The organism is Staphylococcus cohnii subsp. cohnii (assembly GCF_002902365.1).
GTDB classification, from domain to species: Bacteria; Bacillota; Bacilli; order Staphylococcales; family Staphylococcaceae; genus Staphylococcus; species Staphylococcus cohnii.
This window is the reverse complement of the sequence record NZ_PPQC01000053.1, coordinates 1790-17147: the sequence shown is the minus strand read 5'-3', so window position 1 is coordinate 17147 and position 15358 is coordinate 1790. Positions and strand designations below refer to the sequence as shown.

Sequence of the window (15358 nt, the reverse complement as noted above, 5' to 3'; positions counted from 1 at the left end):
CAACTACAAGCAGAAATTAATAACCAAGAATTACGTGATATTTCTCAATTAAAAAAAGATTTTGAACAAGAAAAAATACAACTAGATCAAGCTAAATCGATGTTAAGTCAACATAATTATAAGCTTGAATTTAACAATAAGAAAATCGATAATATTTATGCTGTTATAAATCATTTAGAAAAAGAATTACAAGAACAACAAGAAGTTTTTCAATTAGCAGAAGTATTATCTGGAAAAAATGAACAAAAATTAACTTTGGAAAATTTTGTTTTAATATATTATTTAGAACGAATACTTGCTCATGCGAACCAACGCTTATCATTGATGACGGGTGAAAGGTATCAATTAGTTAGAAGAGAACAAACTTCAAAAGGGTATAGTGGTTTGGAAATAGATGTATTTGATTCTCACTCTAATAAAAAGAGACATATCACCTCGTTATCGGGAGGGGAAACCTTCCAAGCCTCTTTAGCGCTGGCATTAGGTTTGAGTGAAGTGGTGCAACAAGAATCTGGTGGAATTGCTTTAGATTCTATGTTTATAGACGAGGGATTTGGTACCTTAGATCAGGAAACGCTGGAAACTGCTTTGGATACACTACTTAGTTTAAAATCTTCTGGTAGAATGGTTGGAATTATTTCTCATGTTAGCGAACTAAAACAACGTATTCCACTTATTTTAGAAGTGCAAACTGAGCAATACCAAAGTACAACAAACTTTATAAAACAATAAAAACCAAAAATAGTGAACTGCTTTTTGACAAAGTAAGTTCACTATTTTTTAAATCTTAAAGCTATAAATACCTAAGAGATAGATTGCACAGTTTGATGAATATAAGAAAACAAAATTAGGAATTATAGATAAAAAAGGCCCGTAAATGAATTTTCAAAATTCATTTACGGGTCTATCATATAAGGATGTATATCCTCATGCTTACACTAATATGAGATAACTAAATAGTGTTTTTGTTGCTGCTTATTATTTTTCACGTAATAAATCACGAATTTCTGTTAATAATACTGTATTTTCTTCAATTTCTTCTTCTTCTTGTTTAATTAATGTATTTGCAATTTTAACAAATATAAATAATGCAAATGCAATAATAATAAAGTCTATAATCGATTGTACAAACATCCCGTATTTGATACCCATGAAGGACCAACTTTTGGCAAAATCAACGGTACCGAATATTAAACCGATTAATGGCATAATAATATATGAAACCAAAGCTGTTACAATTTTGTTGAAAGCTGCACCCATAACTACAGCTACTGCTAAATCTAAGACATTTCCTTTTAATGCAAAATCTTTAAATTCTTGTAGCATATTAATAACCTCTCTTAATTAAATTTTTTAATATAAATATTATTATACTATATTTATTAAATTAAGAAAATACTTTTTAAAAGTGAATTTGATATTAACATAGATGTTTGTTATTCTTATGAATGGTTAAACTAAAAAATAGAAATAAATTTGTTTTTGCAAATTTTCTATTTAGATTTAAAAATTTAATATGAATATGAAAGGGAGTAATTAATTGTGAATTCTTCTGAAAATCAACCAAACGGTAAGAAGATATCCCCAGTATTTATTTATAGCGCGATTATTGTTGGTATAGTTGTTTTAATCGGGGCAATTGTTCCAGAACAATTTGACAATGTTACAAACACAATCAAACTATGGATTACTGATAAATTGGGTTGGTATTACTTAATTCTTACAACGTTTATTGTTTTCTTCTGTATTTTCCTAATTTTTAGCCCTATTGGAAAATTAAAGCTCGGTAAACCAAATGATAAACCAGAGTTTAATACTATATCTTGGTTTGCGATGCTATTCAGTGCTGGTATGGGTATAGGTCTTGTGTTCTATGGTGCTGCTGAACCTATGGCAGATTTTGCTGCACCGCCAAATGCGGAACCTAAAACAACTGCAGCATATACTGAAGCATTACGTTCTACATTCTTCCATTGGGGATTCCATGCGTGGTCTATTTACGGTGTCGTTGCATTAGCACTTGCTTACGCACAGTTTAGAAAAGGAGAACCAGGACTTATCTCAAGAACGTTACGCCCTATCTTAGGCAACAAAGTAGAAGGTCCAATTGGAACAATCATTGACGTGTTAGCAGTATTTGCTACAGTTGTCGGTGTTGCTGTTTCATTAGGTATGGGTGCATTACAAATCAATGGTGGTTTGAATTATCTATTTGGTGTACCAAATACAATTTGGGTACAGGCAATCATTATTGTGATCGTTACGATTCTATTCTTAATGAGTGCATGGTCAGGTTTAAGTAGAGGTATCCAATACTTAAGTAATTTAAATATTAGTTTAGGTGCAGTTCTAATGATTGCAGTCTTGATTATTGGACCAACTGTATTGATATTAAATATGATGACAAGTTCAACAGGTAGTTTATTAAATTCATTCCTATTTAATACTTTTGATACAGCGGCTCAAAACCCACAAAAACGTGAATGGATGTCTAGCTGGACACTTTACTATTGGGGCTGGTGGTTAAGCTGGAGCCCATTCGTAGGTATCTTTATAGCGCGTGTTTCTAAAGGTCGTTCAGTACGTGAATTTATTGGTGGTGTACTTTTAGTACCTGCTTTAGTAAGTTTTGTATGGTTCAGCGTATTTGGTGTACTAGGCATTGAAACTGGTAAGAAAAATCCTGAACTATTTAATATGACAGCTGAAACTCAATTATTTGGCGTGTTTAATGAAATACCATTTGGTATTATATTATCGTTGATAGCGCTAGTACTCATTGCATCATTCTTTATTACATCTGCCGACTCTGCAACCTTTGTATTAGGTATGCAAACGACATTTGGTTCATTAGAACCTTCAAATGTTGTTAAAGTGACTTGGGGTATTGCCCAGTCATTAATTGCTTTCGTGTTATTATTTGCAGGTGGAGGAAATGGTGCAGATGCTTTAAATGCAATTCAAAGTGCTGCCATAATCAGTGCGTTACCATTCTCCTTTGTAGTTATAATGATGATGATTTCATTCTACAAAGATGCGAATAAAGAACGTAAATTCTTAGGTTTAACTTTAACGCCTAACAAACATAGACTACAAGATTATGTGCAATATCAACAAGAAGATTTTGAAGATGATATAATCAATAGAAGAGCGCCGTTAAGAGACGCTGAAAAATCAGAGAAATAAGCTTGAAAACTGAGGGCCGAAGAAGGCTCTCAGTTTTTTTGTTTAAGTTTAATTGCACTTAATTAGTGATAATGATTCTCAATTAATAATAATAACTTATTACACGATGCACTTGTGATAAGTTTTGCTTATACATACTGATTGTAAATTCAAATCTAAATTATAGATGTTTATAATGGTAGGTAGTTGTTTTAAGTTACATATAATTATACAATTTAATTAACGGCATATAATTACTAAAAATTTCAAGGGGGATTTATATGGCTTCTAATTTAAAAGAGCAAGCGAAAAAGTCATTCGAGCTAAATGGGAAATCATACACATACTATGATTTAAAAACTTTAGAAGAACAAGGTTTAACTAAAATATCCAAATTGCCATATTCGATTAGAGTTTTATTAGAATCTGAATTGAGACAAGAAGATGGATTTGTTATTTCTGAAGATCACATTAAAGCATTGTCTGAATTCAATAAAGGTACAGTAGGTGAAGTACCTTTCAAACCATCTCGTGTAATTTTACAAGATTTCACTGGTGTACCTGCAGTTGTAGACTTAGCGTCATTACGTAAAGCTATGAATGATGTTGGGGGAGACTTAAATAAAATTAATCCAGAAGTGCCAGTGGATTTAGTTATTGATCACTCAGTTCAAGTAGATAGCTATGCGAATCCAGATGCGCTAGAAAGAAATATGAAATTAGAATTTGAAAGAAACTACGAACGTTATCAATTCTTAAATTGGGCTACTAAAGCATTTGCTAACTATAGTGCTGTTCCACCAGCAACTGGTATTGTACACCAAGTAAACCTAGAGTACTTAGCAAACGTTGTTCACGCACGTGAAGTAGACGGAGAAACAGTTGCTTTTCCTGATACATTAGTAGGAACTGACTCACATACAACTATGATTAATGGTCTAGGTGTATTAGGTTGGGGTGTAGGTGGTATTGAAGCCGAAGCTGGTATGCTTGGCCAACCTTCTTATTTCCCAATTCCTGAAGTAATTGGTGTAAGATTATCCAATGCGTTACCTCAAGGTGCTACTGCAACGGATTTAGCCTTACGTGTAACTCAAGAATTACGTAAAAAAGGCGTTGTTGGTAAATTTGTTGAGTTCTTTGGCCCAGGTGTAGAACAGCTACCATTAGCAGATAGAGCTACAATCGCAAATATGGCGCCTGAATATGGTGCAACTTGTGGTTTCTTCCCTGTAGATAAAGAATCTTTAAAATATTTACGTTTAACTGGTCGTTCAGAAGAACAAATTGAATTAGTTGAAAAATATTTAGAAGAAAACAATATGTTCTTTACTGCTGATAAAGATGAACCAGATTATACAGATGTAGTTGAATTAGATTTAGCTACAGTTGAAGCTTCACTTTCAGGCCCTAAACGACCTCAAGATTTAATCTTCTTAAGTGATATGAAAGAAGAATTTGAAAAATCTGTTACTGCGCCTGCTGGTAACCAGGGTCATGGTTTTGATGAAAGTGAATTTGATAAAACAGCAACAATTGAATTTAAAGATGGATCTAAAACACAAATGACTACAGGTGACCTTGCTATTGCAGCAATTACATCATGTACGAATACGTCAAATCCATATGTTATGTTGGGTGCTGGCTTGGTAGCTAGAAATGCAGTTGAAAAAGGCTTAAAAGTCCCTGAATATGTTAAAACTTCATTAGCTCCAGGTTCTAAAGTTGTTACAGGTTATTTAAGAGATTCTGGCTTACAAGAATATTTAGATGACTTAGGATTTAATTTAGTAGGGTACGGTTGTACAACATGTATCGGTAACTCAGGTCCATTATTAGAAGAAATCGAAAAAGCGATTGCTGAAGAAGATTTACTTGTAACATCTGTTTTATCAGGTAACCGTAACTTTGAAGGACGTATTCATCCGTTAGTAAAAGCTAACTATTTGGCATCACCTCAATTAGTAGTTGCATATGCACTTGCAGGTACAGTTGATATTGATTTACAAAATGAGCCATTAGGTAAAGGGAAAAATGGTGAAGATATCTACCTAAAAGATATTTGGCCAACAATTAAAGAAGTAGCAGATACTGTAGACAGTGTTGTTACTCCTGAATTGTTTAAAGAAGAATATGAAACTGTTTATAATAATAATGAAATGTGGAATGAAATCGATGTAACAGACCAACCATTATATGATTTCGATCCAGAGTCAACTTATATTCAAAATCCATCATTCTTCCAAAACTTATCTAAAGAACCTGATGATATTAAATCATTAAATAATTTACGTATTATGGGTAAATTTGGAGATTCTGTTACGACTGACCATATTTCTCCAGCAGGTGCTATCGGTAAAGATACACCAGCGGGTAAATATTTATTAGATCATGACGTACCTATTCGTCAATTTAACTCTTATGGTTCTCGTCGTGGTAACCATGAGGTAATGGTTCGTGGTACTTTTGCTAATATTCGTATTAAAAACCAATTAGCGCCAGGTACAGAAGGTGGTTTCACTACTTACTGGCCTACTGGTGAACAAATGCCTATATATGATGCAGCGATGAAATATAAAGAAGATGGTACTGGTTTAGTAGTATTAGCTGGTAATGATTACGGAATGGGCTCTTCTCGTGACTGGGCAGCTAAAGGTACAAATTTACTAGGTGTTAAAACTGTAATTGCTCAGAGTTATGAACGTATTCACCGTTCTAACTTAGTTATGATGGGTGTGTTACCTTTACAGTTTAAAGATGGCGAATCTGCTGATAGTTTAGGCCTAGATGGTACAGAAACGATTTCAGTAGACATCGATGAAAGTGTAAAACCACATGATTTAGTAAAAGTAACTGCTGAAAAAGAAAATGGAGAAGTTATTGACTTCGAAGCAGTTGCACGTTTCGACTCACATGTAGAAATTGATTACTATCGTAATGGCGGTATTTTACAATTAGTATTAAGAAATAAATTAGCAAATTAACTGTTCATTATGAATATAGTTAAGACTGAGACAATCTTTTGTGTCTCAGTCTTATTTTTATGTACGCTAAACATATATTGTTAAAAATTTAAAGGTTTTAACTATTGCTAGGTGAGTCTGTAGAAATGATTTTAAAATGTGTTTTCTGCCTTGCTTTCATTTTTATGTTAATATTTAGATATAAGTAATTCGAACAATTGAAAAGAGGACGTTTAAAATGATTTATAGTATTACAGAAATTCCTTCACGTTATGCAGAAACAGATCAAATGGGTGTTATTTATCACGGTAATTATCCAACATGGTTTGAGGTTGCACGCACAGATTATATATCAAAATTAGGTTTTAGCTATAAAGCAATGGAAGAGTCTGGTATTATTTCTCCCGTTACAGATTTAGATATTAAATATATAAAAACAATACAGTATCCTGAAACTGTTAAAATTAAGACATGGGTTGAAAAATATACACGTTTAAGATCAATTTATTGTTATGAAGTATACAACGAGGCTGGCGATTTAGCTACTACAGGTTCAACTGTTTTGACTTGTATTAGAAAGGACAACTTTAAGCCTATTAGATTAGATAGATATTTTCCGGAATGGCATGCTATGTATGCAGAAGTAGATAAAAGAAATCAAGCTGGAGAAACATTTGAAGTGAAAAATGGCATACTTTAATTTAGTTAGATGTATAAATGCATAATTCAATGTATGACATTTGTATTTATATACATCAATACATTTGCTATGTATTTTTGAAGTGTACAAATGCATGATAAAAATGATTGATAAAAAGAGCCTGGAATGGAACCAGGCTCTTTTTAAGTATATATTAATATATGAATTATAAATTGTGTTATGTGTTTTGAGTTCTATTATTATTTAGCAGAATAAGCAATTTCATCGACACTATCATTGATGTCTATGAATAAATCATGGTCTTCAAAATACCATAAGTCTTTTTCGGCAATTACTACATCTAAGCCATCGAAATGGTTTTCGTAACCAATTTCTACATCGTCTTTTTGATCAACACTAAATGCAGGGCTAAATCCTTGTTTTAATTGGAATTCTCCACCATAGCGAACGAAAAATTGTAAGACTTTGTTATCTTCAGGTAAATCAAGTTCATCTTTAAACCAAGATACAGCGTTATCTGAAAGTTTTATATCCATAATTAAAGTCCCCTCTCATTTCACAAGTTATAGCTTGTGACCATTGGTTACTAATTTTTAAATTAGTACTATAGTTATTACCCAATTTTGAGTAATAATAAAAGTAGTATATCATATTTAAGTATAATTTTCTTTGAATTCAAATTGTTCAATCATGTTTCAGCGTGAAAACGAAGATATTTAGTCACGTTGTAGATTAGTGAGGCATAATGAAACAACAAGATTATAAGGATTAAAATTTAAATAATATTAAATGAACGATAGATGTTATTGTTTATGAATATAGAATTGGGAGAAGCGCATTTATTCCATAAATGTTAAGTCATGTTTTATAAATTTTGTTTTAAAATGCTCGTTTTAAGAGAAAATCCTATTCATACGCTTTACTTGGATTATAATAAGTAAAAAATAATAATATAATAATAGTCTGAGTTATAAATCCTTAATTTAATGAATAAAAAATAGTGAAGCAGAAGTCTATTTTAAAGATTTCTGTTTCACTATAAGAGCAAACTGACTAATGAATAGGTTTATGTCCCATCATTTTCTATTTGCCAAATATTCGTTTTTTACTTATCAGTAGCTGTGGCAATAGATTGTCCCAGTCTGAGTATGTTTACTATTTTTGTTATTGATTGCTAATGACTTTTGTAATAGTTACATCCATTTAATTTTTGGTTCTTCGCCTTTAAATATTCTAACAATATTTGTGCGGTGTCTAAATATTAATAGAACTCCTACACCAAAACTCACGACTAGTAAGATATAATCTCGGATTAATAGTGCGCCGATAACACAACAAATTGATGCTATGATACTCGATAATGATACATACTTTGTTAAATAAAGTATGCCGAAGAAAATCGCTGCTAAAATGAGTAATAATATAGGATTGATTCCGAGTATAACACCAGCACTTGTGGCAACCGCTTTTCCACCTTTAAATCCAAGGTAAACTGGGTAAACATGACCTAGAATAGCGAATGCGCCTACGATGAGTCCATTTGTGAAAAATGTACTAATAGCACCGTCTGCATGCACTGGTAACCATAGTGGTAAGAACACAACAATAAACCCTTTAAATATATCTAAAAATGTAACTAGGAATCCTGCAGGTTTTCCTAATACTCTAAAACTGTTTGTTGCGCCTGTATTCCCACTACCAAATTGTCTAATATCTTTTTTGAAAAATAATTTACCTATTACATAGCCACTTGGGAAAGCACCAATGAGATAACTTAAAATTAACATGATAATTATCATCATCATACATAATCCACATCCTTTAATGACATTAAAATTATTTTACCATATATGACCTCGGTTAGACGAATAAAAATTTATAACTGTAGTAAAACACGGTTTAAATATTAATTTGATACTTGCAATTTATCAAGATTTATATAAGAATAACTAATGTATAGTTTTAAAAACGAACGTACGTTTGTAGGAGGGCGAAACGATTGGCAATGAACAAACAAAATAAATATTCGGATGATTCCATTCAGGTTTTGGAAGGGTTAGAAGCCGTAAGAAAAAGACCTGGTATGTATATTGGTTCTACCGATAAAAGAGGATTACATCATTTAGTATATGAAGTTGTCGATAATTCCGTCGATGAAGTATTAAACGGTTTTGGTAATGAAATATTAGTTACAATAAATAAGGACGAAAGTATTACTATAGAAGATGATGGACGTGGGATGCCAACCGGAATTCATACATCGGGCAAACCTACTGTTCAAGTAATATTTACAGTACTTCATGCAGGCGGTAAATTTGGACAAGGTGGATATAAAACTTCAGGCGGTCTACACGGTGTAGGTGCATCAGTTGTAAATGCATTAAGTGAATGGTTAGAAGTAGAAATATACAGAGATGGTGCTATCTATAAACAGCTATTTAGTCATGGTGGTATACCAACTACGGGATTAGAAAAACAAGGTAAAACTAGAAAAACAGGTACTAAAGTTACCTTTAAACCAGATGCTGAAATTTTCAAATCAGCAACATCTTTTAACTATGATGTGTTGAGTGAACGTTTACAAGAATCAGCATTTTTGCTTAAAAATCTTAGAATTACGCTTAAAGATTTGAGAGCTGGCAAAGAAAGAGAAGATGTTTTCCACTATGAAGATGGTATAAAAGAATTTGTGAGTTATGTAAATGAAGGTAAAGAAGTGTTACACGATGTAGCAAACTTTGCTGGCACTGCTAATGATATAGAAGTAGAGGTTGCATTTCAGTATAATGATCAATATTCGGAAAGCATCTTGAGTTTTGTCAATAATGTGCGTACTAAAGATGGAGGCACTCATGAAGTTGGCTTTAAAACAGCAATGACGAGAGTGTTTAATGATTATGCTAGACGAATTAATGAATTGAAAGAAAAAGATAAGAACCTAGATGGTAATGATATAAGAGAAGGTTTGACTGCGATTATTTCAATTCGTATACCTGAGGAATTATTACAATTCGAAGGGCAAACTAAATCTAAATTGGGTACACCTGAAGCCAGAAGTGCAGTAGATTCTGTTGTATCTGAAAAATTACCATATTATTTGGAAGAAAAAGGACAATTGTCAAAAACCCTCGTTAAAAAAGCATTAAAAGCCCAACAAGCAAGAGAAGCAGCACGTAAAGCAAGAGAAGATGCGCGTTCAGGTAAGAAAAACAAACGAAAAGATACGTTATTATCCGGAAAGTTAACACCTGCGCAAAGTAAGAATACAGAGAAAAAAGAATTGTATTTAGTTGAGGGTGATTCAGCTGGTGGTTCTGCAAAATTGGGACGTGACCGAAAATATCAAGCAATTTTACCGTTAAGAGGTAAAGTTATAAACACTGAAAAAGCACGCTTAGAAGATATTTTTAAAAATGAAGAGATTAATACGATTATTCACACAATAGGTGCTGGTGTAGGTAATGAATTTAAATTAGAAGATAGCAATTACAATCGTGTGATTATAATGACAGATGCGGATACGGATGGCGCACATATTCAAGTGCTTTTATTAACATTCTTCTTTAAATATATGAAACCTTTAGTAGAAGCAGGTAGAGTATTTATTGCATTACCTCCACTATACAAATTGGAAAAAGGTAAGGGTGCTTCTAAGAAAATAGAATATGCATGGACAGATGAAGAATTAGAAAAACTACAAAAGAAATTAGGTAAAGGATTTAGTTTACAGCGTTATAAAGGTTTAGGGGAAATGAACGCTGATCAATTATGGGAAACAACAATGAATCCAGATACAAGAACGCTGATTCGAGTACAAGTTGATGATGAATTACGTTCATCGAAACGCGTAACAACTTTAATGGGAGACAAAGTAGCTCCTAGACGTGAATGGATTGAAAAACATGTTGAATTTGGTCTTCAAGAAGATCAAAGCATTCTGGATAACAATGAAATTCAAATACTAGAGCAGGATTATTCTGATGAGGAGGAAATGAATTGAGTGAAATAATTCAAGATTTGTCGCTGGAAGATGTTATTGGCGACCGATTTGGTAGATATAGTAAATACATCATTCAAGAGCGTGCATTACCAGATGTTCGTGATGGGCTTAAACCTGTTCAAAGACGTATTTTATACGCTATGTATTCTAGTGGTAATACATTTGATAAAAATTTCCGTAAAAGTGCAAAAACTGTCGGTGATGTTATCGGACAATATCACCCTCATGGTGATTCATCTGTATATGATGCGATGGTCCGTTTGAGTCAAGATTGGAAGCTGCGACATGTTCTGATAGAAATGCAAGGTAATAATGGTAGTATTGATAACGACCCAGCAGCTGCTATGCGTTATACTGAAGCGAAATTAAGCAGAATTTCAGAAGAATTATTAAGAGATATTAATAAAGAAACTGTACCATTTATGCCTAACTACGATGATACGACAATGGAACCAATGGTCTTACCTGCTAGATTGCCACATTTGTTAATCAATGGAAGTACAGGTATATCTTCAGGTTATGCTACGGATATACCCCCGCATAATCTCGCTGAAGTTATTCAAGCAACATTGAAGTATATAGATAACCCAAACATCACTGTAAGTCAGTTGATGAAGTATATCAAAGGGCCCGATTTTCCTACAGGTGGTATTATTCAAGGGATTGATGGTATTAAGAAAGCGTATGAAACAGGAAAAGGTAAAATTGTTGTTCGCTCTAAAGTTGATGTCGAAGAATTAAGAAATGGTAGAAAAGAACTTATCGTTACTGAATTACCTTATGAAGTTAACAAAAGTTCACTTGTTAAAAAGATGGATGAACTGCGAGCAGATAAAAAAGTAGATGGTATTGTAGAAGTACGTGACGAAACAGACCGTACAGGGCTGCGAATAGCCATTGAATTAAAGAAAGATGTCAATAGCGAAGCGGTTGCTAATTTTTTATATAAAAATACAGACTTACAAGTTGCATATAATTTTAATATGGTAGCAATCAGTGATGGTCGTCCACTTCTTATGGGTATTCGTCAATTTATAGATAGTTATCTCAATCATCAGATTGATGTAGTTACAAAGCGTACACGTTTTGAATTAGATAATGCAGAAAGTAGAATGCATATTGTAGAAGGTCTAATGAAAGCTTTGTCAATTTTAGATGAAGTCATTAAACTCATTCGAAATTCAAAAAATAAAAAAGACGCTAAAGATAATTTGGTTTCTGAGTTTGATTTTACAGAAGCACAAGCTGAAGCTATTGTTACGTTGCAACTATATCGTCTGACAAATACAGATATAGTACAACTACAAGAAGAACATGATGAATTAAAAGCAAAAATTGCATATTTAAAAAATATTTTAGATAACCATGATGCTTTGTTGAATGTTATCAAAGAAGAATTGGGCGAAATAAAAAATAAATATAAACAGCAACGATTATCTACTATAGAAGCTGAAATCAGTGAAATCAAGATTGACAAAGAGGTCATGGTACCAAGCGAAAATGTGATTATGAGTATTACGAAACATGGTTATATAAAACGAACATCGTTACGTAGCTTTAATGCCAGTGGTGTCGAAGAATTAGGTGTAAAAGATGGGGACACAATGCTCAAATATCAAGAAGTGAATACATTAGATACAGCATTAGTATTCACTAATAAAGGCAGACATCTTTATATACCAGTTCATAAACTTTCAGAGATTAAGTGGAAAGATTTAGGACAACATGTATCACAGATTGTGCCCATTGATGAAGGAGAGCATGTTATAGATGTTTATTGTGAAAGTGATTTTAAACCAGATGTATTTTATATTTTAGCTACGCGAAATGGCATGATTAAAAAAAGTAATGTCTCTATGTTTAAAACATCAAGATACAATAAACCACTTGTCTCTATGAAACTAAAAGATAATGATGAAGTGATCAATGTAATGAGATTAGATGAACCACAAACGATTACTGTTTTAACACACAAAGGTATGTCATTAACTTACAGTAGTGAAGAGTTATCAGATACTGGATTAAGAGCCGCTGGTGTTAAATCGATTAACCTTAAAAGTGAGGACTATGTTGTATTAACACAAATCGTTAATGAAAATAACACGATCTTGATGGCGACTCAACGTGGTTCATTAAAACGCATAAGATTTAATATTTTACAAAAAGCAAAACGTGCACAGCGCGGTATCACATTATTAAAAGAGCTTAAAAAATCACCGCATCGCATCGTAGCAGCTAACGTTGTTCAACCAGATCATACAACTTATACAGTATATTCAAAACAACATGAAGAAAGCGGCAATATTAAAGATATTCATTTATCGGAACAATATACCAATGGTAGCTTTGTAGTAGATGTTAAAGAGTTTGGTGAAGTTGTTAATATGAGCGTTAAATAACACTAGTTTTAAAATTTTGTTAGTAAATACAACAATATAATGATAAAATACCTATAAGGTGTAACAAAAATGAAGCAAGAGATTTATAGTAATGTGAAAAGGTGCTGTGCAAAGCTTAGGATAAGTACTTTACCGATTCATTTATTTTCATGTCTACATAAACATTGGATTTTGTTTATAAACATGAATGAAACTATAAATCTCTTGATTTTACTATGAAAATTAATTTGTATAGATGAGAGGGATTAAATTGAGCAATTTTGATAGTTTGATTCCGGATTGGTTCAAAGGATTTGTTCAAGTCGGGAATGATTTAATCTGGTCACAATACTTAATTGGACTTTTAATTACAGCAGGTATATTTTTTACCATTGGATCTAAGTTCGTACAATTAAGATGGATACCGGAAATGTTTCGAGCAATTGGTGAAAAACCTGAAACATTAGAAAATGGAAAAAAAGGTATTTCACCATTCCAAGCATTTGCAATTAGTGCAGGTTCTCGTGTTGGTACTGGTAATATTGCCGGTGTTGCAACAGCAATTGTGTTAGGAGGCCCTGGTGCAGTATTCTGGATGTGGATTATTGCTTTTATCGGAGCAGCCAGTGCATTTATTGAAGCGACGCTTGCGCAAGTGTATAAGGTGCCTGATGAAGAAGGTGGTTATCGCGGTGGGCCAGCTTATTACATAACTAAAGGACTCAACCAAAAATGGTTAGGTGTTGTTTTTGCGGTATTAATTACAGTTACATTTGCATTTGTTTTTAATACAGTACAATCAAACACAATAGCTGAATCATTAAAAACGCAATATAATGTAAGTCCTATTGTTACTGGTATAATCTTAGCTATTGTTACTGCTATTATTATATTTGGAGGCGTAAGAAGTATTGCAACATTATCTTCTATAATTGTGCCTGTAATGGCAATTATTTATATTGGTTTAGTTGCTGTAATATTAATATTCAACTATGATCAAATCATACCTATGATTGCAACTATAGTTAAAAATGCTTTTGGATTTGAACAAGCAACTGGAGGCGCTGTTGGTGCAGCCGTTCTTCAAGGTATTAAACGTGGTTTGTTCTCAAACGAAGCTGGTATGGGTTCTGCGCCAAATGCTGCTGCTACAGCTGCTGCGCCACACCCAGTTAAACAAGGTTTGATCCAATCATTAGGCGTATTCTTTGATACGATGTTAGTATGTACGGTAACGGCGATAATGATTTTATTATATACTGGATTGGAATTTGGAGAGAATGCAGCACAAGGTGTTGCAGTTACACAATCTGCATTAAATGAACATTTAGGTAGTGCAGGTGGTATTTTCTTAACGATTGCGATTACTTTATTTGCGTTTTCTTCCGTTATCGGTAATTATTATTATGGTCAATCGAACATGGAGTTTTTATGGGAAAATAAAACTGTCTTATTTATTTTCAGATGTTTAGTTGTTGTGCTTGTCTTCGTTGGCGCAGTTGTGAAAACTGAAACGGTATGGAGTACGGCAGATGTATTTATGGGTCTAATGGCGATTGTCAACTTAGTAGCTATTATTGGTTTATCCAACATCGCTTTCGCAGTTATGAATGATTACCAACGTCAACGTAAAGCCGGCAAAAAGCCTGTATTCAAACCTGAAGAGTTAGAAATTAACTTGTTTGGTATTGAGAGTTGGGGAATGAAGAAAAAATAATCTTGTTTAAATATTGGTGTAAAGATTTAAATATTTCTCCATTAGCATATTTTCTTTAATATTAATTTATATATGCAGTAATATAAAGTCATCTTAAACATTTGATTTTATATTACTGCTTTTTAATATACACTGTAATATTTTAGTCTAATCTATTTATATACCATCAATACATTTAATTGAAAGTTGTTATTATGAATGATGCGTGTTTAGTTAAATTTTAATAAAACATGGCAAAATATATGTTTGGGAAATGGTCATTGTGTTATGATTAACATTAGTTATTTTAAAAATTAAACGTTATGTATTGTGTCACAAAAGTGCATAATTTTTTACTATGCGCTAAAAGATCAATATATTTTGAAAAATAAGGTTTGGTGATGTTATGTCAAATGAAGATAATTTAAAGCAAGAAACAGAATCTAAGAAAAGTAAGTTAAAACTAAGTTTCCCCGAAACGCGTTTTATGAAGTT

Annotated in this window: 11 protein-coding genes; 8 read left to right on the top strand and 3 right to left on the bottom strand. The window is 32.6% G+C overall.

Annotated elements, in window-relative coordinates; genetic code table 11:
- A partial coding sequence (locus CD032_RS13495; protein WP_308446733.1) for an SbcC/MukB-like Walker B domain-containing protein occupies positions 1–732 on the top strand: 732 nt, incomplete at its 5' end.
- 246 nt (positions 733–978) lie between these two features.
- On the opposite strand, the gene mscL is transcribed toward CD032_RS13495, so the two are convergent.
- Entirely contained in the window at positions 979–1326 is a 348-nt protein-coding gene (gene mscL, locus CD032_RS09745) for a large conductance mechanosensitive channel protein MscL (RefSeq protein WP_019467981.1), read from the bottom strand.
- A gap of 216 nt (positions 1327–1542) precedes the next feature.
- Between mscL and CD032_RS09740 the strand changes: the two genes are divergently transcribed.
- From CD032_RS09740 to menI, 3 genes are all read left to right on the top strand, one after another.
- Positions 1543–3186 (top strand): BCCT family transporter, encoded by a 1644-nt coding sequence (locus CD032_RS09740; RefSeq protein WP_019467980.1) that lies wholly within the window; start codon positions 1543–1545, stop codon positions 3184–3186.
- 260 nt (positions 3187–3446) lie between these two features.
- Entirely contained in the window at positions 3447–6149 is a 2703-nt protein-coding gene (gene acnA / locus CD032_RS09735; RefSeq protein ID WP_040030120.1) for an aconitate hydratase AcnA, read from the top strand.
- Between the two features lie 217 nt (positions 6150–6366).
- On the top strand, positions 6367–6828 hold the full coding sequence (gene menI / locus CD032_RS09730) for a 1,4-dihydroxy-2-naphthoyl-CoA hydrolase MenI (protein WP_019467978.1): 462 nt from the start codon (positions 6367–6369) through the stop codon (positions 6826–6828).
- 200 nt (positions 6829–7028) lie between these two features.
- Here menI and CD032_RS09725 read toward each other — a convergent pair whose 3' ends face one another.
- Together CD032_RS09725 and plsY are read right to left on the bottom strand one after the other, a co-directional pair.
- The gene (locus CD032_RS09725; protein ID WP_040030121.1) at positions 7029–7325 is read right to left on the bottom strand and encodes a HesB/YadR/YfhF family protein; all 297 of its coding nucleotides are present in this window, start codon (positions 7323–7325) and stop codon (positions 7029–7031) included.
- A 657-nt stretch (positions 7326–7982) separates the two neighbouring features.
- A complete protein-coding gene (gene plsY / locus CD032_RS09720) occupies positions 7983–8591 on the bottom strand; it encodes a glycerol-3-phosphate 1-O-acyltransferase PlsY (RefSeq protein WP_026034743.1) in 609 nt (202 codons plus the stop codon).
- A gap of 203 nt (positions 8592–8794) precedes the next feature.
- Here plsY and parE point away from each other — a divergent pair, with 203 nt between their 5' ends.
- The 4 genes from parE to CD032_RS13665 all read left to right on the top strand — a co-directional run.
- Positions 8795–10789 carry a DNA topoisomerase IV subunit B gene (parE, locus tag CD032_RS09715; protein ID WP_162496137.1) on the top strand — a complete coding sequence of 665 codons (1995 nt, stop codon included), beginning with the start codon at positions 8795–8797 and terminating at the stop codon, positions 10787–10789.
- Entirely contained in the window at positions 10786–13188 is a 2403-nt protein-coding gene (gene parC / locus CD032_RS09710; RefSeq protein WP_019467974.1) for a DNA topoisomerase IV subunit A, read from the top strand. Before parE ends, parC begins: the two co-directional genes overlap by 4 nt.
- Before the next feature lie 250 nt (positions 13189–13438).
- Positions 13439–14884 (top strand): glutamine transporter AlsT, encoded by a 1446-nt coding sequence (alsT, locus tag CD032_RS09705; RefSeq protein WP_103211456.1) that lies wholly within the window; start codon positions 13439–13441, stop codon positions 14882–14884.
- A 385-nt stretch (positions 14885–15269) separates the two neighbouring features.
- Positions 15270–15358, top strand: an 89-nt coding sequence (locus CD032_RS13665; protein ID WP_438829913.1) for a hypothetical protein, incomplete at its 3' end; no start/stop codon positions are given.

Bases quoted from the DNA above. Each gene is read 5' to 3' on its own strand.
- mscL (WP_019467981.1), bottom strand. From the start codon at position 1,326: ATGCTACAAGAATTTAAAGATTTTGCATTAAAAGGAAATGTCTTAGAT.
- acnA (WP_040030120.1), top strand. From the start codon at position 3,447: ATGGCTTCTAATTTAAAAGAGCAAGCGAAAAAGTCATTCGAGCTAAAT.
- menI (WP_019467978.1), top strand. From the start codon at position 6,367: ATGATTTATAGTATTACAGAAATTCCTTCACGTTATGCAGAAACAGAT.
- CD032_RS09725 (WP_040030121.1), bottom strand. From the start codon at position 7,325: ATGGATATAAAACTTTCAGATAACGCTGTATCTTGGTTTAAAGATGAA.
- plsY (WP_026034743.1), bottom strand. From the start codon at position 8,591: ATGATGATAATTATCATGTTAATTTTAAGTTATCTCATTGGTGCTTTC.
- parE (WP_162496137.1), top strand. From the start codon at position 8,795: ATGAACAAACAAAATAAATATTCGGATGATTCCATTCAGGTTTTGGAA.